Raw genomic sequence first — 22,752 nt, 5'->3', positions numbered from 1 at the left:
CCCGGCGGCGGCCCCCACGTCCTCACACACGACACGACCGAAGAGAGCCTCACGTGGCACTTGACGTGCTGACCGACCTGACCAAGGTCCGCAACATCGGCATCATGGCGCACATCGACGCCGGCAAGACGACGACGACCGAGCGGATCCTGTTCTACACCGGCATCAACTACAAGATCGGCGAGACGCACGACGGTGCCTCGACGATGGACTGGATGGAGCAGGAGCAGGAGCGCGGCATCACCATCACCTCCGCCGCCACCACCTGCTTCTGGAAGAACAACCAGATCAACATCATCGACACCCCCGGCCACGTCGACTTCACGGTCGAGGTCGAGCGCTCCCTGCGCGTGCTCGACGGGGCCGTCGCCGTCTTCGACGGCAAGGAGGGCGTCGAGCCCCAGTCCGAGACGGTGTGGCGCCAGGCGGACAAGTACGACGTCCCGCGCATCTGCTTCGTCAACAAGATGGACAAGCTCGGTGCGGACTTCTACTTCACCATCAAGACCATCGAGGACCGCCTCAAGGCGACGCCGCTCGTCATGCAGCTGCCGATCGGCTCCGAGAGCGACTTCCAGGGCGTCGTCGACCTCGTGAACATGCGCGCGCTGACCTGGCGCGGCGAGGTGAAGATCGGCGAGGACTACGAGGTCGAGGAGATCCCGGCCGACCTTCAGGAGAAGGCCGAGGAGTACCGCAACAAGCTCATCGAGCAGGTCGCGGAGGCTGACGAGGAGCTGCTCGAGAAGTACCTCGGCGGCGAGGAGCTCACGGTCGAGGAGATCAAGCGGGGCGTGCGCGCCCTGACCGTCGCCAGCGAGGCGTACCCGGTCTTCTGCGGCTCGGCGTTCAAGAACAAGGGCGTCCAGCCCATGCTCGACGCCGTCATCGACTACCTGCCCACCCCGCTCGACGTGCCGGCCGTCCAGGGCCACGCCGTCGGCAACGAGGAGCAGGTCGTCGAGCGCCACCCGGACGAGAAGGAGCCCTTCTCCGCCCTGGCGTTCAAGGTCGCGACGCACCCCTTCTTCGGCAAGCTCACCTACGTGCGTGTCTACTCCGGCACCGTCGCGCAGGGCGCCCAGGTCCTCAACTCCACCAAGGGGAAGAAGGAGCGCATCGGGAAGATGTTCCAGATGCACTCCAACAAGGAGAACCCGATCGAGGTCGCCCACGCCGGGCACATCTACGCCTTCATCGGTCTCAAGGACGTCACCACCGGTGACACCCTGTGCGCCATCGACTCGCCGATCATCCTCGAGTCGATGTCCTTCCCCGAGCCGGTCATCCACGTGGCCATCGAGCCCAAGACCAAGGGCGACCAGGAGAAGCTCTCCACGGCCATCCAGAAGCTGGCCGAGGAGGACCCCACGTTCTCCGTGAAGCTGGACGAGGAGACCGGCCAGACCGTCATCGGCGGCATGGGCGAGCTCCACCTCGACATCCTCGTGGACCGCATGCGCCGCGAGTTCAAGGTCGAGGCCAACGTCGGCGCGCCGATGGTCGCCTACCGGGAGACCATCCGCCGCAAGGTGGAGAAGGTCGACTACACCCACAAGAAGCAGACCGGTGGTTCCGGCCAGTTCGCGAAGGTGCAGGTCACCTTCGAGCCCCTCGACACCGCCGAGGGCGAGCTCTACGAGTTCGAGAACAAGGTCACCGGTGGCCGCATCCCGCGCGAGTACATCCCGAGCGTGGACGCCGGCATCCAGGACGCGCTCCAGAACGGCGTCCTCGCGGGCTACCCGATGGTGGGCGTCAAGGCGACCCTGCTGGACGGCGCCTACCACGACGTCGACTCCTCGGAGATGGCGTTCAAGATCGCCGGCTCCATGGTCCTCAAGGAGGGCGTCCGCAAGGCCGACCCGGCCCTGCTGGAGCCGATGATGGACGTCGAGGTGCGTACGCCCGAGGAGTACATGGGTGACGTCATTGGCGACCTCAACTCCCGCCGTGGCATGATCCAGTCGATGGAAGACGCGAGCGGCGTCAAGGTCGTCCGCGCTCTCGTGCCGCTGTCCGAGATGTTCGGGTACGTCGGCGACCTCCGGTCGAAGACCCAGGGTCGCGCGGTGTACTCGATGCAGTTCGACAGCTACGCGGAGGTTCCTCGGAACGTCGCCGAGGAGATCATCAAGAAGACCCGGGGCGAGTGAGTCCCACAGGTCGACCCTGCAGTAACCCCATAACCGACCCGTAGGATCCCATCCGCCCCGGCAGGGGCCGCCAAGCGCCTGCCAGAGCTGAGAGACAACTACCCAAGTCCCAGGAGGACCCCAGTGGCGAAGGCCAAGTTCGAGCGGACCAAGCCGCACGTCAACATCGGCACCATCGGTCACGTCGACCACGGCAAGACGACGCTGACCGCTGCGATCTCGAAGGTGCTGGCGGACAAGTACCCCGACCTGAACAAGTTCACCCCGTTCGACCAGGTGGACAACGCTCCCGAGGAGCGTCAGCGCGGTATCACGATCAACGTCTCGCACGTCGAGTACCAGACGGAGAAGCGCCACTACGCGCACGTCGACGCGCCGGGTCACGCCGACTACATCAAGAACATGATCACCGGTGCCGCCCAGATGGACGGCGCGATCCTGGTGGTCGCGGCGACCGACGGCCCGATGGCTCAGACCCGCGAGCACGTTCTGCTCGCCCGCCAGGTCGGCGTGCCGTACCTGCTGGTCGCGCTGAACAAGGCCGACATGGTCGACGACGAGGAGATCCTCGAGCTCGTCGAGATGGAGGTCCGCGAGCTGCTGTCGTCCCAGGGCTTCCCCGGCGACGACGTGCCGGTCGTGCGCGTCTCGGCTCTGAAGGCTCTCGAGGGCGACCCGGAGTGGGTCAAGTCCGTCGAGGAGCTCATGGACGCCGTCGACAACAACGTCCCGGACCCGGTCCGCGACATCGACAAGCCGTTCCTCATGCCCATCGAGGACGTCTTCACGATCACCGGCCGCGGCACCGTGGTCACCGGTCGTGTCGAGCGTGGCCAGCTCAAGGTGAACGAGGAGGTCGAGATCGTCGGTATCAAGGAGGCGAAGCAGACCACCACCGTCACCGGCATCGAGATGTTCCGCAAGCTGCTCGACACCGCGGACGCGGGTGAGAACGTCGGCCTGCTGCTGCGCGGCACCAAGCGCGAGGACGTCGAGCGCGGGCAGGTCGTCTGCAAGCCCGGCTCGATCACCCCGCACACCCAGTTCGAGGGTCAGGTCTACATCCTGGCCAAGGACGAGGGCGGTCGTCACAACCCCTTCTACTCGAACTACCGTCCGCAGTTCTACTTCCGGACCACCGACGTCACCGGCGTCATCACGCTGCCCGAGGGCACCGAGATGGTCATGCCCGGCGACAACACCGAGATGACGGTCGAGCTGATCCAGCCGATCGCCATGGAGGAGGGCCTCGGCTTCGCCATCCGCGAGGGTGGCCGCACCGTCGGCTCCGGCCGCGTCACCAAGATCCTCAAGTGATCGCCCGCCAGGCCTAGGCCTGGCACCCGCCGGGGGAGACCCCGGCAGCCGGCCCCGGCCGGCGAGCGCAGGACCACAGGGCCCGGCAGCTGCATCAGCAGCTGCCGGGCCCTTGTCGGTGTTGCGGGGCGGCAGCAGTTCGGGGTGCGTGCGTGTGCGGGCAGGGCCGGGGCGTGTGCGCCGGCAAGGTCGGGTGCGTGTGCGGGGGGAAGTTGGGGCGCGAGAGCGGCGGAGCGGGTCCGGGTGCGCCGAGCCTCAGGGTGCGGCTTGGAGATGCTGCCTCCCGCCGTCCCGCCGTCCCGCCGTCCCGCCGTCCCGCAGTCCGGCCGTCCCAGTCGCTTCCGCCGCAGTCCCAGCCGCTTCCGCCGCGGAACGGGGGAGGTTGCTGTCGCACAGCGACACCAGTCATCCCCGGTCCTCATGCGCGGCCCGCGTACGGATCCGCGAGGAAGCGGATCGGGCGCCGCCGGCGCCGTGGACGTGCTGGCAGCTGCGGCCGCGGTCGAGCCGGCCGATCCCGCGGGCTGCGCCCGCCCCGGTGGGCAGCGTCACAAGGGTGATCAGGGCCGGGGGCTCGCGGCCCGGCGCCGCGTGCTGGTAACGTAACGGGGCCGGGACGCGCGAGCGTGCCTGCCGGGTAGTGATCCAGTCCTCACCGCGGGGAAGGGGTCCTGATTGGCCAACTGGCCCGTCGCTCTGGCAGACTAGTCCGGTTGCCTGGGGTCAGGCCCCAGAGACATGACTGCTGGATCGGGTGCCAACACCCAGGTCCGAACAAGCATCACAACGACCACCCCCGAACGGGGATCCGGGTCGGAGCATGTTGCCTTCCGCGACACGCCCGAGCGCGGGGGTCGGTACAGGTAGCGGTACGAGAGAGGTTAGACGACGCCATGGCGGGACAGAAGATCCGCATCCGGCTCAAGTCCTACGACCACGAGGTCATCGACAGCTCGGCGCGCAAGATCGTCGACACGGTGACTCGCGCTGGTGCGACGGTCGTGGGCCCGGTGCCGCTGCCGACGGAGAAGAACGTCTTCGTCGTCATCCGTTCGCCCCACAAGTACAAGGACAGCCGCGAGCACTTCGAGATGCGCACCCACAAGCGCCTCATCGACATCGTCGACCCGACGCCGAAGGCTGTCGACTCGCTCATGCGTCTCGACCTGCCGGCGGACGTCAACATCGAGATCAAGCTCTGAGGACTCCTGCAATGACTACGACTTCCCAGCAGGCTGCCGGCCGCGCCGTCAAGGCGCTGCTCGGCACGAAGCTCGGCATGACCCAGGTCTGGGACGAGGCCGGGCGCCTTGTTCCCGTCACGGTCGTCCAGGTGGGCACGAACGTGGTGACGCAGGTGCGTTCCGCGGAGACCGACGGCTACAACGCCGTCCAGCTCGCCTTCGGCCAGATCGACCCGCGCAAGGTCACCCAGCCGCTCAAGGGCCACTTCGAGAAGGCCGGGGTCACCCCGCGCCGCCACGTGGCCGAGATCCGCACCTCCGACGCCGCCGAGTACAGCCTCGGCCAGGAGCTCTCGGTGGACACCTTCGAGGCCGGCCAGCGCGTCGACGTCGTCGGCACCACCAAGGGCAAGGGCACGGCCGGTGTCATGAAGCGCCACGGCTTCGCCGGCGTCTCTGCCTCGCACGGCTCGCACCGCAACCACCGCAAGCCCGGCTCGATCGGTGGCGCCTCGACGCCGTCGCGCGTGTTCAAGGGCCTGCGCATGGCCGGCCGGATGGGCAACGAGCGCCAGACCACCCAGAACCTCACGATCCACGCCATCGACGCTGAGCGGGGCCTCGTGCTCGTCGCCGGCGCCATCCCCGGCAACAAGGGTGGCGTCGTCGTGATCCGTACCGCCGCGAAGGGGGCGTGAGCCGCATGGCAACCACGCAGACCGTCGACGTCCTGGACGCCACGGGCGAGAAGGCCGGCTCGGCCGACCTGCCCGCGGAGGTCTTCGACGTCCAGACGAACGTGCCGCTGATCCACCAGGTCGTCGTCGCCCAGCTGGCGGCCGCCCGCCAGGGCACCCACGCCACCAAGACCCGCGGCGACGTCCGCGGCGGTGGCCGCAAGCCCTACAAGCAGAAGGGCACCGGCCGCGCGCGCCAGGGCTCGACCCGCGCGCCGCAGTTCGCCGGCGGTGGCACCGTCCACGGCCCGCAGCCGCGCGACTACAGCCAGCGCACCCCCAAGAAGATGAAGGCCGCCGCCCTCCGCGGCGCCCTGTCCGACCGGGCCCGCGCCGGCCGCGTGCACGTCGTCTCCTCGCTGGTCTCCGGCGAGACCCCGAAGACGGCCGCCGCGCTGACCGCGCTGAAGAACGTCGTGGCCGACCGGACGGCGCTGGTCGTCGTGGAGCGCGGCGACGAGCTCAGCGTCCTGAGCCTGCGCAACGTCCCGAGCGTCCACCTGCTCTGGGCCGACCAGCTCAACACCTACGACGTCCTGGTCAACGACGACGTCGTGTTCACCTCCGGTGCGCTGCAGGCCTTCCTGCGCGGCCCGAAGGGCGAGGAGGAGACGAAGTGAGCCTCGAGGCGAGCAAGAACCCCCGCGACATCATCATCAAGCCGATCGTCTCCGAGAAGAGCTACGGCCTGATCGACGAGGGCAAGTACACCTTCGAGGTGGACCCGCGCTCGAACAAGACCGAGATCAAGAACGCCATCGAGAAGATCTTCGACGTGAAGGTCGCCTCGGTGAACACGGCGAACCGTGCGGGCAAGTCCCGCCGGACCAAGTTCGGCCTCGGCAAGCGCAAGGACACCAAGCGCGCGATCGTCACGCTGCGCGAGGGAACCATCGACATCTTTGGCGAGGTCGCCGGCTGACGCCGGCGCGCCGAAGGAAGGATCGAAAATGGGAATCCGTAAGTACAAGCCGACGACGCCGGGCCGCCGCGGTTCGAGCGTGGCCGACTTCGTCGAGATCACCCGGTCCGAGCCGGAGAAGTCGCTGGTCCGCCCGCTGTCGAAGACAGGTGGCCGCAACTCCACCGGTCGGATCACCACCCGCCACAAGGGCGGTGGCCACAAGCGCGCCTACCGCGTGATCGACTTCCGTCGTCACGACAAGGACGGCGTCCCGGCGAAGGTCGCGCACATCGAGTACGACCCGAACCGCACCGCGCGCATCGCGCTCCTGCACTACGCCGACGGCGAGAAGCGCTACATCCTCGCGCCGAACAAGCTCAAGCAGGGCGACCGCATCGAGAACGGCGCGGGCGCGGACATCAAGCCCGGCAACAACCTGCCGCTGCGCAACATCCCGGTCGGTACCGTCGTCCACGCCATCGAGCTCCGGCCCGGCGGCGGCGCGAAGATCGCCCGCTCCGCCGGCACGTCGGTCCAGCTGGTCGCCAAGGAGGGCAAGTTCGCGCAGCTGCGCATGCCGTCCGGCGAGATCCGCAACGTCGACGCGCGCTGCCGCGCCTCCGTCGGCGAGGTCGGCAACGCCGAGCAGTCGAACATCAACTGGGGCAAGGCCGGCCGCATGCGCTGGAAGGGCAAGCGCCCGACCGTCCGCGGCGTCGTCATGAACCCGGTCGACCACCCGCACGGTGGTGGTGAGGGCAAGACCTCCGGTGGTCGTCACCCGGTCAGCCCGTGGGGCCAGCCCGAGGGCCGGACCCGCCGTCCGAACAAGCCGAGCGACCAGCTCATCGTGCGCCGTCGCCGTACCGGCAAGAAGCGCTGATAGGGAGACGACGACATGCCTCGCAGTCTGAAGAAGGGCCCCTTCGTCGACGACCACCTGCAGAAGAAGGTGGACGTCCAGAACGAGAAGGGGACGAAGAACGTCATCAAGACCTGGTCCCGCCGGTCGGTCATCACGCCCGACTTCCTGGGCCACACCTTTGCGGTGCACGACGGCCGGAAGCACGTCCCGGTCTTCGTCACCGAGTCGATGGTCGGCCACAAGCTCGGGGAGTTCGCCCCGACCCGCACCTACCGCGGGCACGACAAGGACGACCGCAAGGCTCGCCGCCGCTGAGGCGACGACCTTCCCGAGCACACCGAACCGACAAGTAAGGCAGGAACATGGAAGCCAAGGCGCAGGCGCGATTTGTGCGCGTCACGCCTCAGAAGGCGCGCCGTGTCGTGGACGTCGTCCGCGGCAAGCGCGCTGAGGAGGCAGTGTCCGTGCTGCGGTTCGCCCCGCAGGCGGCGGCCGAGCCCGTGCGCAAGGTTGTCGAGAGCGCGATCGCCAACGCCCGCGTGAAGGCCGACCAGGCCAGCGAGGCGTTCGACGAGTCCAAGCTCGTCGTCATCGAGGCGTTCGTCGACGAGGGTCCCACCCTGAAGCGGTTCCGGCCGCGCGCCCAGGGCCGGGCCAGCCGCATCCTCAAGCGCACCAGCCACATCACCGTCATCGTCGGTGAGGCTGAGACCAACGGCGCGGCCAAGCAGGCCGCCGGCACGAAGGGGAGGACCCGATAGTGGGTCAGAAGGTCAACCCGACCGGGTTCCGGCTCGGCATCACCACCGATCACCGTTCGCGCTGGTTCGCCGACAGCACCAAGGCCGGCCAGCGCTACCGCGACTACGTGCGCGAGGACGTGGCGATCCGTCGCCTCATGTCCGCCGGGCTCGAGCGCGCCGGCATCTCCAAGGTCGACATCGAGCGCACCCGTGACCGCGTGCGCGTCGACCTGCACACCGCCCGCCCGGGCATCGTCATCGGGCGTCGTGGTGCGGAGGCCGACCGCCTGCGCGGGGAGCTCGAGAAGCTCACGGGCAAGCAGGTCCAGCTGAACATCCTCGAGGTCAAGAACCCCGAGGTCGACGCCCAGCTGGTCGCGCAGGGCATCGCCGAGCAGCTCGCGAGCCGTGTCTCCTTCCGCCGCGCGATGCGCAAGGGCATGCAGTCGGCCCAGCGCGCCGGCGCCAAGGGCATCCGGGTGCAGTGCTCCGGCCGCCTCGGTGGCGCCGAGATGTCGCGTTCGGAGTTCTACCGCGAGGGCCGCGTGCCGCTGCACACCCTCCGCGCGAACATCGACTTCGGGTTCTTCGAGGCCCGCACCACCTTCGGCCGCATCGGCGTGAAGGTCTGGATCTACAAGGGTGACGTGACCGAGAAGGAGTACGCCCGCGAGCAGGCCGACTCCGCCTCCCGCGCGCCGCGTGGTCGTGGTGGGGAGCGCCGTGGCGCCCCGCGCCGTGACGGCGCCGGCCGCGGCGGCGAGTCCCGCACGCAGGCCGCTCCCGCCGCGGCGGGCCAGGGCGACGCCCCGGCCGCCGAGGCTTCGGCACCGACCGGAACGGAGGCCTGAGCCGTGCTCATCCCCCGGCGGACCAAGCACCGCAAGCAGCACCACCCGACGCGCCGCGGCGTGGCCAAGGGTGGCACGTCGATCTCCTTCGGCGACTACGGCATCCAGGCTCTGGAGGGTGCGTACGTCACCAACCGGCAGATCGAGGCCGCCCGTATCGCCATGACCCGCCACATCAAGCGTGGCGGCAAGGTGTGGATCAACATCTTCCCCGACCGCCCGCTCACCAAGAAGCCGGCCGAGACCCGCATGGGTTCCGGCAAGGGTTCGCCCGAGTGGTGGATCGCCAACGTCAAGCCCGGCCGCATCATGTTCGAGCTGGCCGGCGTCGATGAGCAGCTCGCTCGCGAGGCCATGAGCCGCGCGCAGCACAAGCTGCCGATGAAGACTCGCTTCGTGAGTCGTGAGGGTGGTGAAGGCTGATGGCCATCGGAAGCAAGGGCCTGGCTCCGGCCGACCTGGACGGGATGGACAACGACCGTCTCGCGCAGGAGCTGGAGAAGGCCAAGGCCGAGCTGTTCAACCTGCGGTTCTCCGCGGCGACCGGGCAGCTTGAGGACCACGGCCGGCTCAAGGCCGTGCGTCGTGACATCGCCCGCATCTACACGATCGTGCGCGAGCGCGAGCTCGGCATCCGCACGGCGCCGAGCACCGAGAAGTGAACGAGGTCCCAGTGAGCGAGAACACGACGTCCACGGCCCCCGAGGCCGCCGCGGACCGCAACTTCCGCAAGACGCGCCGCGGCTACGTGGTCAGCGACAAGATGGACAAGACCGTGGTGGTCGAGGTCGAGGACCGCGTCAAGCACGCGCTCTACGGCAAGGTCATCCGCCGCACCGAGCGGGTCAAGGCCCACGACGAGACCAACGAGGTCGGCGTCGGGGACCTGGTCCTCATCATGGAGACCCGCCCGCTGTCGGCCACCAAGCGCCACCGCGTGGTCGAGATCCTCGAGAAGGCCAAGTAGTCCCGGCCCTCTAGCCCACCATCCGTTCGGCCAGGCTCGGCCCCGCCGAGAACCGGCACGACGACAGGAGTTAATCGAATGATCCAGCAGGAGTCGCGGCTGAAGGTCGCCGACAACACCGGTGCGAAGGAGATCCTCTGCATCCGCGTGCTCGGCGGCTCGGGCCGGCGCTATGCCGGCATCGGCGACACGATCGTCGCCACCGTCAAGGACGCCATCCCCGGCGGCAACGTCAAGAAGGGCGACGTCGTCAAGGCGGTCGTGGTCCGCACGACCAAGGAGCGCCGCCGCCCGGACGGCTCGTACATCAAGTTCGACGAGAACGCAGCCGTCATCCTCAAGGCCGACGGCGACCCGCGCGGGACCCGCATCTTCGGCCCGGTGGGCCGCGAGCTGCGCGACAAGAAGTTCATGCGCATCATTTCTCTGGCGCCGGAGGTGCTCTGACCATGGCGAAGATCAAGAAGGGCGACCTCGTCGTCGTCATCGCCGGCCGTGACAAGGGCAAGCAGGGCCGCGTGCTCGAGGTGCTCAAGGACTCCGACCGCGTCGTCGTCGAGGGTGTCCAGCGCGCCACGAAGCACACCAAGGTCGGCCAGTCCAGCCGTGGCGCCCGCACGGGCGGCATCGAGACGGTCGAGGCCCCCATCCACGTCAGCAACGTGATGGTGGTCGACCCGGAGACCAAGAAGGGCACCCGGGTGGGTCACCGCACCGAGCAGGTCGAGCGCGACGGCCGGACCCGCACCGTGCGGGTCCGCGTGGCCAAGCGCTCCGGTAAGGACATCTGAGCATGAGCGAGACCACCACCACCGTGACGCCGCGCCTCAAGCAGCGCTACCGCGACGAGATCGTCGCCGGGCTGCGTGAGGAGTTCCAGCACGCCAACGTCAACGAGGTCGCCGGCCTGACCAAGATCGTGGTCAACATGGGCGTCGGCGACGCCGCTCGTGACTCGAAGCTGATCGAGGGCGCCATCCGCGACCTCAGCCTCATCACCGGCCAGAAGCCGCAGGTCACCAAGGCCCGCAAGTCCATCGCGCAGTTCAAGCTGCGCGAGGGCCAGCCGATCGGCGCGCACGTGACGCTGCGCGGCGACCGCATGTGGGAGTTCCTGGACCGTCTGCTCTCCGTGGCGCTGCCCCGCATCCGTGACTTCCGCGGCCTGTCGCCCAAGCAGTTCGACGGCCACGGGAACTACACCTTCGGTCTGACCGAGCAGTCGATGTTCCACGAGATCGACCAGGACAAGATCGACCGGGTGCGCGGCATGGACATCACGGTCGTCACCTCGGCCACCACCGACGAAGAAGGGCGTTCGCTGCTGCGTCGCCTCGGATTCCCGTTCAAGGAGAACTGAGATGGCGAAGACCGCCCTGGTTCAGAAGGCCAACCGCAAGCCGAAGTTCCCCGTGCGTGGCTACACCCGCTGCCAGCGCTGCGGGCGCCCGCACTCGGTGTACCGCAAGTTCGGGCTGTGCCGGATCTGCCTGCGGGAGATGGCCCTCGCCGGCCAGCTCCCCGGTGTGACCAAGTCCAGCTGGTAAACGACTACGTCGCAGGTCCCGCGAGGAAACCACGACGAGGAAGGGCTGAGGCCCGATGACTATGACCGACCCCATCGCAGACATGCTCACGCGTCTGCGCAACGCCAACTCGGCGTACCACGAGACGGTTGCGATGCCGTACTCGAAGCTCAAGGCGAACATCGCGGAGATCCTGAAGGCCGAGGGTTACATCGCCGGCTGGACCGTCGAGGACGCCGAGGTGGGCAAGACGCTGACCCTGGACCTGAAGTTCGGCCCGAACCGCGAGCGCTCGCTCGCCGGTGTGCGCCGCGTGTCCAAGCCGGGCCTGCGCGTCTACGCCAAGTCCACGAACCTGCCCAGGGTCCTCGGCGGCCTGGGGGTGGCCATTCTGTCCACCTCCTCCGGCCTGCTGACCGACCGCGAGGCACAGACCAAGGGTGTGGGCGGGGAAGTCCTCGCCTACGTCTGGTGACCAGGAAGGAAGCAGAGCATGTCTCGAATCGGTAGGCTCCCCGTCCCGGTCCCCGCTGGCGTCGACGTCACCATCGACGGTGCCAACGTCACCGTCAAGGGCCCCAAGGGCACCCTGTCCCACACCGTGGCCGAACCCATCACCGTCGCCCGCGACGAGGACGGCGCCCTCGTGGTGACCCGTCCGAACGACGAGCGCGAGTCCCGCTCGCTGCACGGTCTCACCCGCACGCTGCTGGCCAACCTGGTCGTCGGCGTCACCCAGGGCTACACCAAGCAGCTGGAGATCGTCGGCACCGGTTACCGCGTGCAGGCCAAGGGCTCGGACCTCGAGTTCGCGCTCGGGTTCTCCCACCCCGTCTCGGTGAAGGCCCCGGAGGGCATCACCTTCTCGGTCGAGGGCCCCACGAAGTTCACCGTCTCCGGCATCGACAAGCAGCTCGTCGGCGAGACCGCGGCGAACATCCGCAAGATCCGTAAGCCCGAGCCCTACAAGGGCAAGGGCGTGCGCTACGCCGGCGAGCAGGTCCGCCGCAAGGTCGGAAAGGCTGGTAAGTAACCCATGGCTATCTCCGTCAAGGGCAAGGGCAAGCAGGTCGCCCGCACGCGCCGTCACCTGCGGGTGCGCAAGCGCGTCACCGGCACCGCCGAGCGTCCGCGTCTCGTCGTCACCCGTTCCAGCCGCCACATGGTCGCCCAGCTGGTGGACGACACCACCGGCCGCACCCTGGCCTCGGCCTCGACGCTCGAGGCGGACCTCCGGGTCGCCGAGGGTGACAAGGTCGCCAAGGCGCGCAGGGTCGGCGAGCTCGTCGCCGAGCGTGCGAAGAGCGCCGGGGTCGACGCCGCGGTGTTCGACCGCGGCGGCAACAAGTACCACGGGCGGGTCGCGGCGGTCGCCGACGGCGCCCGCGAGGGTGGTCTGACCCTGTGACCAAGCAGAGCGTACGAGAGCAGAGGAACATCTGATGGCTGCACCGCAGCGAGGCAGGACCACCGGTCCGGCTACCGGCTCGGGCGAGAACCGCGAGGGCGGGGCCCGCCGCGAGGGCGGCAACCGCCGCGACGGTGGCCGTCGCGACAGCAACCGTCGCGGGGCCGAGGACAAGAACCAGTACATCGAGCGCGTCGTCACGATCAACCGCGTGGCCAAGGTCGTGAAGGGTGGTCGTCGCTTCAGCTTCACCGCCCTCGTGGTCGTCGGCGACGGTGACGGCACGGTCGGCGTCGGCTACGGCAAGGCCAAGGAGGTGCCCGCGGCGATCGCCAAGGGCGTCGAGGAGGCGAAGAAGAACTTCTTCCGCGTCCCCCGCGTGGCCCGCACCATCCCGCACGCCGTGCAGGGTGAGGCCGCCGCAGGCGTCGTCTTCCTGCGCCCGGCCTCCCCGGGTACCGGGGTCATCGCCGGTGGCCCGGTCCGCGCCGTCCTGGACTGCGCCGGCATCCACGACATCCTGAGCAAGTCCCTCGGGTCGTCCAACGCGATCAACATCGTCCACGCCACCGTGGCGGCGCTGAAGGGGCTCGAGCAGCCCGAGGCCGTCGCCGCCCGCCGTGGCCTGCCCCTGGAGCACGTGGCCCCGGCCGCGCTGCTGCGGGCGCGCGCCAAGGGCGAGGCCAAGGAGCGCGAGGACAAGGCTGCCACCGAGCAGACCGTCGGGGCAGGTGCGTGATGGCTCAGCTCAAGGTGACCCAGACCAAGTCCGTCATCGGCGGCAAGCAGAACCAGCGTGACACGCTGCGCTCGCTGGGCCTCAGGCGCATCGGCCAGTCGGTCGTTCGCGAGGACAAGCCCGAGGTCCGCGGCATGATCACGACGGTGGCGCACCTCGTCACCGTCGAGGAGGTCGACTGACCATGGCCGATTCCAAGAACACCGGCGCCGAGGCGCAGGTCCACACCCTCAAGGTGCACCACCTGCGTCCTGCCCCCGGGGCGAAGTCCGCCAAGATCCGCGTCGGACGCGGTGAGGGTGGCAAGCGCGGGAAGACCGCCGGCCGCGGTACCAAGGGCACCAAGGCCCGGTACCAGGTGCCGGAGCGCTTCGAGGGTGGGCAGATGCCGCTGCACATGCGGCTGCCCAAGCTCCGCGGCTTCAAGAACCCCAACCGCACCGAGTACCAGGTCGTGAACCTGGAGAAGCTCGGCGCGCTCTACCCCGAGGGTGGCACCGTCACCCGCGAGGACCTCGTCGCCAAGGGCGCCGTGCGCTCCGGGCAGCTCGTCAAGGTCCTCGGGACCGGAGAGCTGAACGTCAAGCTCGAGGTCACGGTCGACGCGTGGTCCGCGTCGGCGAAGTCGAAGATCGAGGCTGCCGGCGGGACCATCTCCGCCGAGTGAGCCAGCGACGCGGGCGGTCCGGCCAAGCCGGGCCGCCCGCGTCGTCGTTCCCGCGGTGGGACGTGACCGGGGGAGCGTCCCACCGCAGGAGCGTCTCCACCGCAGGGGTGTCCCGCCGCAGGGACGTCTCCACCGCAGGGGCGGCCGGGCCGAGAGCGCCCGGCATCCGTGCCGCGGTCGGGGAAGCGGCGACGGTCGCGATAGTCTGACCGACGGCCCGTGCCGCGCATGCGGTCAGCAAGGCCCCAGAACGGGCCCGATCAGCAGGAGGAAGATTGCTCAGCGCATTCGCCCAGGCGTTCCGCACGCCTGATCTGCGGCGCAAGCTGCTCTTCACGCTGGGGATCATGGCGATCTTCCGGCTGGGCACCTTCGTGCCGGCCCCCGGCGTCTCCTACGCGAACGTCCAGCAGTGCCTCGCGAGCGCGGGCACCGCCGACCTTCTCGGCATGGTGAACCTCTTCAGCGGCGGGGCACTGCTCCAGCTGAGCATCTTCGCGCTGGGGATCATGCCCTACATCACGGCGAGCATCATCGTCCAGCTCATGCGCGTGGTCATCCCGCGCTTCGAGGAGCTGCACAAGGAGGGCCAGGCCGGCACGGCCAAGCTCACCCAGTACACCCGCTACCTGACGATCTTCCTGGCGGTCCTGCAGTCCTCCGTGATCGTCACGGTCGCAAACTCCCAGCTCTTCCCGGGCTGCCCCGTGCTGCCCATCCCGGACGACTCGCCCGGCAGTCTGCTGCTGACCATCGTCGCGATGACGGCGGGCACCGGGCTGATCATGTGGCTGGGCGAGCTCATCACCGAGCGCGGCGTCGGCAACGGCATGTCGCTGCTGATCTTCACCTCGATCGCGGCGTCCTTCCCGGGCTCCTTCGGCTCGATCCTCCAGAGCGACGGCGGGGTCGGCCGCCTGCTCGCCGTCATCGCGCTGATCCTGCTCGTGACGCTGCTGATCGTCTTCGTCGAGCAGTCGCAGCGACGCGTCCCGGTGCAGTACGCCAAGCGGATGGTGGGGCGCCGGATGTACGGCGGCTCGTCCACCTACATCCCGATCAAGATCAACATGGCGAACGTGATCCCGGTGATCTTCGCGTCCTCGCTGCTCGCGCTGCCGACGCTGGCCGCGCAGTTCGGGGACCAGACCCAGGGCTGGGTGCAGTGGATCATGGTCAACCTGGCCACCCCGTCCGCGCCGCTGTACCTCGGCCTCTTCGCCGTGCTGATCCTGTTCTTCACGTTCTTCTACACCTCGATCACGTTCAACCCCGAAGAGGTCGCGGACAACATGAAGCGCTACGGCGGCTTCATCCCCGGCATCCGGGCGGGCCGCCCCACGGCCGAGTACCTGCAGTACGTGATCACCCGCATCACCACGGTGGGAGCCATCTACCTGACGCTGGTGGCCCTCATCCCGACCGTCGTCTTCGCCCAGATGGGCATCGACCAGCAGATGATGGCGTTCGGCGGGACGTCGGTCCTCATCGTCGTGGGCGTCGGCCTGCAGACAGTCAAGGAGATCGACTCCCAGCTCCAGCAGCGTCACTACGAAGGGTTCCTGCGATGAGCGCACGACTGGTCCTCCTCGGCCCTCCCGGAGCCGGCAAGGGCACCCAGGCCGCCCGCATCTGCGAGCGGCTGGGCGTCCCCGCGATCTCCACCGGCGACATCTTCCGCGCCAACGTCGCGGAGCAGACCGAGCTCGGCCGGCGCGCGCAGCGCTACATGGACGCGGGCGAGTACGTCCCCGACGAGGTCACCAACGCCATGGTGCGCGACCGGCTCGCCCAGGCGGACGCCGTCGACGGCTTCCTCCTGGACGGCTACCCCCGCACCGCGGACCAGGTGGCCGAGCTGGACGGGATGCTGGCGCACAGCGGGACCCGCCTGGACGCCGTCGTCGAGCTCACCGCCGACACCGACGAGGTGGTCACCCGGCTGCTCAAGCGGGCCGCGGAGCAGGGCCGCGCCGACGACACCGAGTCGGTGATCCGGCGGCGCCTCGAGGTGTACGCGGAGCAGACCGCCCCGCTCGCCGACCTCTACGCCGAGCGCGGCCTGCTGGTGCAGGTCGACGGCATCGGCTCCCTCGACGAGGTGACCGAGCGCATCCTCACGGCGCTCGAGCCGAAGCTGGGCTGAGCCTCAACCCCATCACGACGGCGCGGCCCGATCGGTCCGCGCCGTCGTCGTACCCGGAAGGAGCGGACGTGTTCGGCCGCGAGAAGATCGAGTACAAGACCCCCGACCAGGTGCGCACCATGCGCCGGGCCGGGCTCGTCGTCGCCGACATCCACGCCGCCCTCCGCGAGGCCGTCGCCCCGGGGATGACGACGGCGGACCTCGACGCCGTCTCCGCCGACGTCCTCTCCCGGGCCGGGGCGCGGTCGAACTTCCTCGGCTACCACGGCTACCCCGCGACGGTGTGCATCTCCGTCAACGAGGTCATCGTCCACGGCATCCCCGGGGACCGGGTCATCGCCGAGGGCGACCTCGTCTCCTTCGACTGCGGCGCGATCGTCGACGGCTGGCACGGCGATGCGGCCTTCTCACTTGTCGTCGGTACGCCCTCCGAGACGGACCGGGCGCTTGTCGAGGTCACCGAGGAGGCCATGTGGGCCGGCATCGCGGCCCTGGCCACCGGCGAGCGGCTCGGGGTGGTGGGCGACGCCGTCGAGACCGTCGTCGAGCGGGCGACGGCCGAGCGCGGCGTCACCCTGGGCATCGTCCAGGAGTACGTCGGCCACGGCATCGGCTCCGCCATGCACCAGCCGCCCGAGGTGCTGAACTACCGCACCCGGGAGAAGGGCCCGCGCCTGCGTCCGGGGATGTGCCTGGCGGTCGAGCCGATGCTCACCGCAGGCAGCCCCGAGAGCGAGGTGCTCGAGGACGACTGGACGGTCGTGACCCTGGACGGCTCCCGGGCGGCCCACTTCGAGCACACGGTCGCCATCGGCGAACGGGGCATCTGGGTGCTCACGGCGCCCGACGGCGGCGCCGAGCAGCTGGCCCAGCGCGGCGTCACGGTCGCTCCGCTGGACTGATCGCGTCCTCGGCCTGGCTGACCGAACCTCGGTGCCGGGCTGACCGGGACCTCCGTCCCACGCGACGGGAACCCGACGCGCGCACTCAGGCGCCTGACGGGCCGCATCGCGTTCTCTCGGGACGCGGACGGGCCGGAACCTATATCAGATTCCGGTGGCAGGTCGCAAGAACTGAGGACACGAAAACGCCGTGTCGCGTCCAGGTCCTCGGTACCTTGATGATCCGGACGGGAGTCACCCCTGGGCCCCCGCCGGGCGTACGAGGGGTGTGGGCCGTGGCGACAGCCGTACACGCGACGCGAACGCACGCGCGCATGCCGCGCGACCTCGTCGTCGACGACGCCGTCCTCGAGATCCTCGCCGAGCAGGCCCCCCTCACCGTGGTGCGTGGTCCCCGCGGCTACGGCAAGACCGCGACGCTGAACGCCTGGCTCGCCTCGGCCCCGCCGCCGCACCAGGTGGTGCGCCTGACGCTCGCCCGCGAGGCGAACGAGGCCGAGGAGTTCTGGCTCGCCCTGTGCACGGCACTCTCCGAGGCCGGCGTGGTCGACGGCGAGGACGGGGACCACCGTGCCCGCGCCGTGCGGTCCCTGGTCCGGCGCGCCGCGCCGCTGACGGTCGTCATCGACGACTACCACCACGCGGGGCGGCTCGAGGCGGCCGCCGACATCGACGACGAGCTCGTCGAGGCGGTGCGCCAGAACGACCAGCTCTACCTCGTCGTCGCCAGCCGCACCACGCGGGCCATCGAGACCACCGGAAGCCTCTCGATCGACGTCGCCGTCGTCTCTCCGCGCGAGCTGCGGCTGCGCGGCAGCCAGGTCGCGGCGCTCGCCACGCGGCTGGGCGTCCAGCTCAACGACCGCGAGGCCGACCAGCTCGCCACCGGGTTCGCCGGCTGGCCGGCCGCCATCCGGGACGTCCTCGTCCGCTCCCGCGGCGAGGGCGGGCGCATCAACCTCGCCCTGGCCGACGACTACATCGCGAGCATGGTCCGCGACCTCCGGCACGAGCAGGTGCGCGCCTTCCTTCTGCGCACCGCCGTCCCCGAGTCCTTCGACGCCGAGCTGGCCGATCTCGTCGCCCCCGGGGACTCCACCCTCACGATCCTGCGCAACGTCCGCTCCGCGGGGCTGCTCCGCGAGGAGATCGAGGGGGAGCGGAGGGTGTACTCCTACGCCCCGATCGTGCGCCAGGCGCTGGTCCGGATGCTCGCCGAGTCGCGGCCCGACGAGCTGCGTGAGGTGCACCGCGCGCTGATGAGCCACAGCCTGCACGAGCGCGACCACGTCCACGCCCTCGTGCACGCCATCCACGCCGGCGCCTGGTCGACCGCGGAGCAGGTGATGGAGGAGGAGTGGCACCACCTCGTCACCCAGGAGCCCGCGGTGCTCATGGCGGCGGCGCAGTTGATCCCGCCCGACGTCGTCGCGGAGCACCCCCGCTTCCAGGTGGCACGGGACGAGATGGACGGTGCCCTCAAGTCGAGCCGCCAGGGCCGGGACCTCATCTGGCCGACCGGCGACATCCGCGGCCTGACGGCCGAGCTCGGGCCGACCCGCCTGCGCGGCGGCATGGACACCACGGTCTTCGCGCTGGTGCAGTGGGGCGTCGCGGCGGTTCTCGCGGGGGACGAGCCCTCGGCGCTCTACGCCTTCGGGCGGGCCCGGACGCTCTCCCAGGAGCGCGACGGCGAGTCCGCCGCCGTCGCTCTGGCCACGCTCGGCCTGGCGGGCACCCACGCGATCTACGGCGAGGTCGACATCGCCGCGTCCTGGCTCGAGGACGAGTCCCTGCGCCGCACCGGCGACGTCCCCCCGGAGCTGGCCGAGTACGTGGACTACTGGCAGCGCCTGATCCGGGCGCTCATCGCCCTCGACCGGCTCGATCCTGGCGCCGCGGCGGCCGTGGCGGCGATGCGCGAGCGCCCGAGGCGCGACGAGATCTGGGGGCTCGAGGTGTTCGTCGCGGCGGTGAACGCGTCCACGTCGGGCGACGCCGGCGACATCGCCCGGTGGGCTGCCAACGTCCGCGCCGCGCGGCACTACCTGCCCCAGGGCCGGATGGCCGAGATGGTCCTGCGCGCCACGGAGGTCGAGGTGCTCCTCTCCGGCGGCCTGCTCGACGACGCCCGGCACGTCGCGCGCAACCTGCCCGTCAACGCGGTGAGCCTGTCGACCCACGCCCACCTCGCGCTCGCGAACGGCGAGTACCGGCAGGCCGCCTCCCGCGCCCGGGAGGCGCTGGAGGTGGTCACCCTCTCGCAGCGCTCGGTGATGGAGTGCCAGCTCGTCCTCGCGGGGGCCCACCACGCGCTGGGTGAGCGGGCCGCCGCCCGGGCCGCGTTCGCCGAGGCCATCCGCACCGCCTACGCCTCCGGACAGCGCCGCCCGCTGCTCGTGCTGCGCCACAGCGTGTTCACCGCCCTCGCCGCCGGGGACGCGCGCGTGCTGGACCTGTGGCCCGAGGCCTACCGGCCGACCGAGCGCGAGACCGCCGAGGAGCCCCGCGGCGGGCTGACCGAGCTGCTCACCCCGCGCGAGCTCGAGGTTCTCCAGGCGCTGCACCAGCACACCGGCGCCGTGCCGATCGCGGAGGTGCTCGGGCTGTCGGTCAACACCGTCAAGTCGCACCTGCGCAGCGTCTACCACAAGCTCGGCGTGACCAACCGCTCGGGTGCGCTCCGGCGCGCGGACGAGCTCGACCGCGCAGGGCCGCCGGGTCACGTGGGGATGGGCTGAGATGAGCCGGCCGTCCCACCGCAGCGATCAGCACCGGGGGGACGGCCAGGGGCTGCCACGCGTGCCCGCGGCGTTCACGCCGTCGCCGACGGTGGAGCGCGCGCTCGAGGTCCTTCCGCCGCTGGTCGTCCTCCAGGCCCCGCGCGGCTACGGCAAGACCACGACGGCCTCGGCCTGGCTGCGCCGCCCCGACCTGCCCGACCACGACCTGGTGTGGGTGGGGCTGCCGCCCCGCGCCGTCGCACGCGAGGAGTTCTGGGCCGAGGTGCGCGACTCCGTCGTCCGGGCGGGCTACGACGACCCCGGCCCGGTGCTGGACGGCCGCGACGTCGGCCGCGCGGCCCAGGAGCGGTTCCGCCACCTCGTGATCGTGGTGGACAGCTTCGAGCGGGTCGTCGACGAGACCGTGGACGAGGAGCTGGTGGAGCTCGCCCAGCGGCACGCGAACCTCCACATCGTGCTGCTCACCCGCACCGTGCGGCCGGTGGTGGCCCTCGCCCGCGCGATCGCGCCCGAGGCGGTGGTGCTCCAGGCCGGCGACTTCGTCCTGACGGGGGAGCAGACCCGCCAGCTCGGCGAGGAGCTCGGCGTGCCGGTGACGGAGAAGGCCGCCGAGGAGCTGTGCGCCGGGCTGGCCGGGTGGCCGGGCCTGCTGAGGGTGGCGCTGCTGACGGCGAGCTTCACGGACGACGGCGAGCCCGTCGTCGACCTCTTCTCGATCGCCGACTACCTGCGCATCGTGCTCCAGGACCTCGCGGTCGACGGGGTGGACGCGGCGCTGACCTCGCTGGCCGTGCCGGAGTCCTTCACCCCCGAGCTCGCCGAGCAGCTCGTGGGCGCGGAGAACATCGAGGCGACCGAGCAGATCCTCGTGCGGATGCGGCGCGCCGGGCTGCTGGTGACGCGAGGCGAGGGGGAGTTCGCGTACCCGACCATCCTCCGCGACGCCGCGAACCTGCTCCTGCGCGAGGACGACCCTGCGAGGTACTGGCGGCTCAACGCCGACGTCGCACGACTGTGTCGCGCGGCGGGGCGGATGACCCAGGCTCTGGAGCACGCGGTCCGCTCCCAGGACGCCCCGCTCCTGGCCGAGGTGGTGGAGGAGTCCTGGCCACAGCTGCTCGCCGCGGACCGCGACAAGCTGCGCGAGGCCCTGACCCACCTGCAGCCCGAGACGCTGGCGGCCACCCCGACCATGATCGCGCTGCGCGACCACGTGGCCCCGCGTGAGCTGCCCCGGTGGTTCCTCGAGGCGGTCCAGTCCGACCTGCCCGTGATCGCCCCGGGCAGCAGCACCCTGGCCATCGCCCACGACGAGGCCGACGAGCCCGGCGTCGCCCGCACCATGCTGGAGCTCGCCCACGTGCTGCTCGGCGAGGCCGACGTCCTCGGCGCCTCCTTCGCCTGCTACGACGCCGTGCGGCGCGGGACGCAGGAGGAGCACACCCTCGTGCGGGAGGCCGGCGCCGGGGTCGCGCTGACGACCGCCCTGCTCGGCCACCTCGACGCCGCGGACCACTGGATGGACTGGGTGCAGGCCCGGCCGGACCCGCCGCCCGGGCCGCTGGAGACGGTGGCGCGCATCGTGGTGCCCGGCTTCCTGCAGCTCGACCGGCTCGCGGACGTCGACCTGCCCGCCGAGCCGCCCGACCTGCCCGAGGCTCACCAGTGGCTCGAGACCCTCATCGTCTACGTGTGGGTGAACCGGTCCCTCCACCTGGGCAACCCGGCGGAGGTGCTCGGCGACGTCGAGCAGTACCGGGACCGCAACCGGCACCGTCCCAGCACCTGGCTGGGGGAGTCCATGCTCGCGGCCGCGCTCATCGACCTGTGCATCGCCACGGACCAGCTCGCCCGGGCGCGGGAGATCGGCGTCCAGGCGGGGCCGAGGCGCTGGGAGAGCGGTCTGCTCCGCGCGGCGCTGGCGCGGCTCGCGCTCTACTCCGGGGACGACCAGCTCGCCCTGGACGTCACCAAGGACGCCCCCACGGTCGCCCCGGTGCGGCCGCGGGTGGCGCTCAAGCTCAGCCTCGTCCGCACGGTCGCCGCGCACCGGACCGGCCAGCGGGCGCTCGCCCAGGAGGCCATGCACCTTGCCACCCGCATCGTGGAACGCACGGGGATGCTGCGCCCTTTCCTGCTCGTGCCCCGGGCGGACCTGGAGAACGTTGCCGCGGGTCTGCCCAACAGCCGTGCGCTGCTGGAGAAGCTGGACCAGGCCGCCGTGGCGGGGCCGTTCCCGGAGGCCGTGCGGGTGGAACCGCTGAGCGGGCGGGAGATCCACGTGCTCCGCGAGCTCGCCACCGGCCGTCCGGTGCCGATCATGGCCCGCCGGCTGTTCGTCTCGGAGAGCACGGTCAAGACGCAGGTGCGGAGCATCTACCGCAAGCTGGGCGTCCACTCCCGTGCCGAGGCGCTCGAGCGCGGCCGGCTCCTGGGGCTCCTCCCGCCCCAGGAATGAGCGCGCGGTCCGGCCTGGTCGCTCCGGGTGCGCCGTCGTCCGTCCTCGTCACGGCGGTGCGCCGTCGTCCCCGGTCGGTCACCCATGGCGGTGGCGCGCCTACGGAGGGTGAGGGCGGCTTTTCATCCCTCCATCCCCTCCCGGTCTCGCTGACAATGCCGGACATTCGATGTGTTCTGGACCCAGGCTCCGGCGGCACAGCCGGGGCCGAGGTCGACGGCGGTGGTGCGGCAACGGCGCCGCGCCACCCCGCCTGACCGCTCGAGACGGCGGGGTCGCCCACCTTCCCCCGGGATGGGCGGCCCCGCTCTCGTGCGCCCGGACAGGGCCAGCGAGGCCGGTGACGGCCGTCACCGCGGGCCCGGTTCCACAGTGCGGCGTCATGCCGTAGGATGGACCGCTGGGCATGGCTTCACCTTCGTCGCGCGTGCGCGGCAG

The 22,752-nt window shown here is 70.5% G+C and carries 28 protein-coding genes; all 28 read left to right on the top strand.

Going from position 1 to position 22,752, the window contains the following annotated elements; genetic code table 11:
• Nucleotides 1-53 precede the first annotated feature (53 nt).
• The 28 genes from fusA (at nucleotide 54) to ABD774_RS07325 (ending at nucleotide 22,314) form a co-directional block, all read left to right on the top strand.
• The gene (fusA, locus tag ABD774_RS07460; RefSeq protein ID WP_345039397.1) at nucleotides 54-2,156 is read left to right on the top strand and encodes an elongation factor G; all 2,103 of its coding nucleotides are present in this window, start codon (nucleotides 54-56) and stop codon (nucleotides 2,154-2,156) included.
• A 123-nt stretch (nucleotides 2,157-2,279) separates the two neighbouring features.
• Nucleotides 2,280-3,473 (top strand): elongation factor Tu, encoded by a 1,194-nt coding sequence (tuf, locus tag ABD774_RS07455; protein WP_345039394.1) that lies wholly within the window; start codon nucleotides 2,280-2,282, stop codon nucleotides 3,471-3,473.
• Between the two features lie 893 nt (nucleotides 3,474-4,366).
• Nucleotides 4,367-4,675 carry a 30S ribosomal protein S10 gene (gene rpsJ, locus ABD774_RS07450; RefSeq protein WP_006502853.1) on the top strand — a complete coding sequence of 103 codons (309 nt, stop codon included), beginning with the start codon at nucleotides 4,367-4,369 and terminating at the stop codon, nucleotides 4,673-4,675.
• 11 nt (nucleotides 4,676-4,686) lie between these two features.
• The gene (gene rplC / locus ABD774_RS07445) at nucleotides 4,687-5,355 is read left to right on the top strand and encodes a 50S ribosomal protein L3 (RefSeq protein ID WP_345039392.1); all 669 of its coding nucleotides are present in this window, start codon (nucleotides 4,687-4,689) and stop codon (nucleotides 5,353-5,355) included.
• 5 nt (nucleotides 5,356-5,360) lie between these two features.
• Nucleotides 5,361-6,014, top strand: coding sequence for a 50S ribosomal protein L4 (gene rplD, locus ABD774_RS07440; protein ID WP_345039389.1), 654 nt, complete (start codon nucleotides 5,361-5,363; stop codon nucleotides 6,012-6,014).
• Entirely contained in the window at nucleotides 6,011-6,316 is a 306-nt protein-coding gene (rplW, locus tag ABD774_RS07435) for a 50S ribosomal protein L23 (RefSeq protein WP_248256568.1), read from the top strand. The genes rplD and rplW overlap by 4 nt, the downstream gene beginning before the upstream one ends.
• Nucleotides 6,317-6,344: 28 nt before the next feature.
• Nucleotides 6,345-7,181: a 50S ribosomal protein L2 gene (gene rplB, locus ABD774_RS07430; protein ID WP_248256569.1), complete on the top strand. Its 837-nt coding sequence runs from the start codon at nucleotides 6,345-6,347 to the stop codon at nucleotides 7,179-7,181.
• Between the two features lie 15 nt (nucleotides 7,182-7,196).
• Complete coding sequence (gene rpsS, locus ABD774_RS07425) at nucleotides 7,197-7,478, top strand: 30S ribosomal protein S19 (protein WP_139930137.1); 282 nt, start codon at nucleotides 7,197-7,199, stop codon at nucleotides 7,476-7,478.
• Nucleotides 7,479-7,525: 47 nt separating this feature from the next.
• Nucleotides 7,526-7,924 carry a 50S ribosomal protein L22 gene (rplV, locus tag ABD774_RS07420; RefSeq protein ID WP_248256570.1) on the top strand — a complete coding sequence of 133 codons (399 nt, stop codon included), beginning with the start codon at nucleotides 7,526-7,528 and terminating at the stop codon, nucleotides 7,922-7,924.
• The gene (gene rpsC / locus ABD774_RS07415) at nucleotides 7,924-8,757 is read left to right on the top strand and encodes a 30S ribosomal protein S3 (protein ID WP_345039385.1); all 834 of its coding nucleotides are present in this window, start codon (nucleotides 7,924-7,926) and stop codon (nucleotides 8,755-8,757) included. The genes rplV and rpsC overlap by 1 nt, the downstream gene beginning before the upstream one ends.
• 3 nt (nucleotides 8,758-8,760) lie before the next feature.
• Complete coding sequence (gene rplP, locus ABD774_RS07410) at nucleotides 8,761-9,180, top strand: 50S ribosomal protein L16 (protein ID WP_248256572.1); 420 nt, start codon at nucleotides 8,761-8,763, stop codon at nucleotides 9,178-9,180.
• Nucleotides 9,180-9,419: a 50S ribosomal protein L29 gene (gene rpmC, locus ABD774_RS07405; protein WP_282453266.1), complete on the top strand. Its 240-nt coding sequence runs from the start codon at nucleotides 9,180-9,182 to the stop codon at nucleotides 9,417-9,419. Before rplP ends, rpmC begins: the two co-directional genes overlap by 1 nt.
• Nucleotides 9,420-9,430: 11 nt before the next feature.
• Nucleotides 9,431-9,724 carry a 30S ribosomal protein S17 gene (gene rpsQ, locus ABD774_RS07400; RefSeq protein WP_345039380.1) on the top strand — a complete coding sequence of 98 codons (294 nt, stop codon included), beginning with the start codon at nucleotides 9,431-9,433 and terminating at the stop codon, nucleotides 9,722-9,724.
• Between the two features lie 78 nt (nucleotides 9,725-9,802).
• Nucleotides 9,803-10,171: a 50S ribosomal protein L14 gene (rplN, locus tag ABD774_RS07395; protein ID WP_043498182.1), complete on the top strand. Its 369-nt coding sequence runs from the start codon at nucleotides 9,803-9,805 to the stop codon at nucleotides 10,169-10,171.
• Nucleotides 10,172-10,173: 2 nt separating this feature from the next.
• Nucleotides 10,174-10,515: a 50S ribosomal protein L24 gene (gene rplX, locus ABD774_RS07390; RefSeq protein WP_345039378.1), complete on the top strand. Its 342-nt coding sequence runs from the start codon at nucleotides 10,174-10,176 to the stop codon at nucleotides 10,513-10,515.
• 2 nt (nucleotides 10,516-10,517) lie between these two features.
• Nucleotides 10,518-11,084 carry a 50S ribosomal protein L5 gene (gene rplE, locus ABD774_RS07385; protein WP_248256574.1) on the top strand — a complete coding sequence of 189 codons (567 nt, stop codon included), beginning with the start codon at nucleotides 10,518-10,520 and terminating at the stop codon, nucleotides 11,082-11,084.
• 1 nt (nucleotide 11,085) lies between these two features.
• Nucleotides 11,086-11,271, top strand: a complete 186-nt coding sequence (locus ABD774_RS07380; RefSeq protein ID WP_248256575.1) for a type Z 30S ribosomal protein S14 — start codon at nucleotides 11,086-11,088, stop codon at nucleotides 11,269-11,271.
• Nucleotides 11,272-11,326: 55 nt separating this feature from the next.
• Nucleotides 11,327-11,725 (top strand): 30S ribosomal protein S8, encoded by a 399-nt coding sequence (rpsH, locus tag ABD774_RS07375; RefSeq protein WP_248256576.1) that lies wholly within the window; start codon nucleotides 11,327-11,329, stop codon nucleotides 11,723-11,725.
• A gap of 18 nt (nucleotides 11,726-11,743) precedes the next feature.
• Nucleotides 11,744-12,283 carry a 50S ribosomal protein L6 gene (gene rplF, locus ABD774_RS07370; protein WP_345039375.1) on the top strand — a complete coding sequence of 180 codons (540 nt, stop codon included), beginning with the start codon at nucleotides 11,744-11,746 and terminating at the stop codon, nucleotides 12,281-12,283.
• Between the two features lie 3 nt (nucleotides 12,284-12,286).
• On the top strand, nucleotides 12,287-12,658 hold the full coding sequence (rplR, locus tag ABD774_RS07365; protein ID WP_345039372.1) for a 50S ribosomal protein L18: 372 nt from the start codon (nucleotides 12,287-12,289) through the stop codon (nucleotides 12,656-12,658).
• A 34-nt stretch (nucleotides 12,659-12,692) separates the two neighbouring features.
• Nucleotides 12,693-13,397, top strand: coding sequence for a 30S ribosomal protein S5 (gene rpsE, locus ABD774_RS07360; RefSeq protein WP_248256579.1), 705 nt, complete (start codon nucleotides 12,693-12,695; stop codon nucleotides 13,395-13,397).
• On the top strand, nucleotides 13,397-13,579 hold the full coding sequence (gene rpmD / locus ABD774_RS07355; RefSeq protein WP_345039366.1) for a 50S ribosomal protein L30: 183 nt from the start codon (nucleotides 13,397-13,399) through the stop codon (nucleotides 13,577-13,579). Before rpsE ends, rpmD begins: the two co-directional genes overlap by 1 nt.
• Nucleotides 13,580-13,581: 2 nt before the next feature.
• Nucleotides 13,582-14,064, top strand: a complete 483-nt coding sequence (gene rplO, locus ABD774_RS07350; RefSeq protein WP_345039364.1) for a 50S ribosomal protein L15 — start codon at nucleotides 13,582-13,584, stop codon at nucleotides 14,062-14,064.
• 275 nt (nucleotides 14,065-14,339) lie between these two features.
• The gene (secY, locus tag ABD774_RS07345) at nucleotides 14,340-15,635 is read left to right on the top strand and encodes a preprotein translocase subunit SecY (RefSeq protein WP_345039362.1); all 1,296 of its coding nucleotides are present in this window, start codon (nucleotides 14,340-14,342) and stop codon (nucleotides 15,633-15,635) included.
• The gene (locus ABD774_RS07340; RefSeq protein WP_345039360.1) at nucleotides 15,632-16,210 is read left to right on the top strand and encodes an adenylate kinase; all 579 of its coding nucleotides are present in this window, start codon (nucleotides 15,632-15,634) and stop codon (nucleotides 16,208-16,210) included. Before secY ends, ABD774_RS07340 begins: the two co-directional genes overlap by 4 nt.
• 68 nt (nucleotides 16,211-16,278) lie before the next feature.
• Nucleotides 16,279-17,112, top strand: a complete 834-nt coding sequence (gene map, locus ABD774_RS07335) for a type I methionyl aminopeptidase (RefSeq protein ID WP_345039358.1) — start codon at nucleotides 16,279-16,281, stop codon at nucleotides 17,110-17,112.
• Between the two features lie 314 nt (nucleotides 17,113-17,426).
• Complete coding sequence (locus ABD774_RS07330) at nucleotides 17,427-19,853, top strand: helix-turn-helix transcriptional regulator (protein WP_345039356.1); 2,427 nt, start codon at nucleotides 17,427-17,429, stop codon at nucleotides 19,851-19,853.
• A 1-nt stretch (nucleotide 19,854) separates the two neighbouring features.
• Complete coding sequence (locus ABD774_RS07325) at nucleotides 19,855-22,314, top strand: LuxR C-terminal-related transcriptional regulator (RefSeq protein ID WP_345039354.1); 2,460 nt, start codon at nucleotides 19,855-19,857, stop codon at nucleotides 22,312-22,314.
• Nucleotides 22,315-22,752: the final 438 nt, after the last annotated feature.

The sequence above is a fragment of the Georgenia daeguensis genome, from assembly GCF_039537705.1.
Classification (GTDB): Bacteria; Actinomycetota; Actinomycetes; order Actinomycetales; family Actinomycetaceae; genus Georgenia; species Georgenia daeguensis.
The sequence above is the reverse complement of the archived record's forward strand: the minus strand, read 5'-3'. Positions and strand labels throughout refer to the sequence as shown.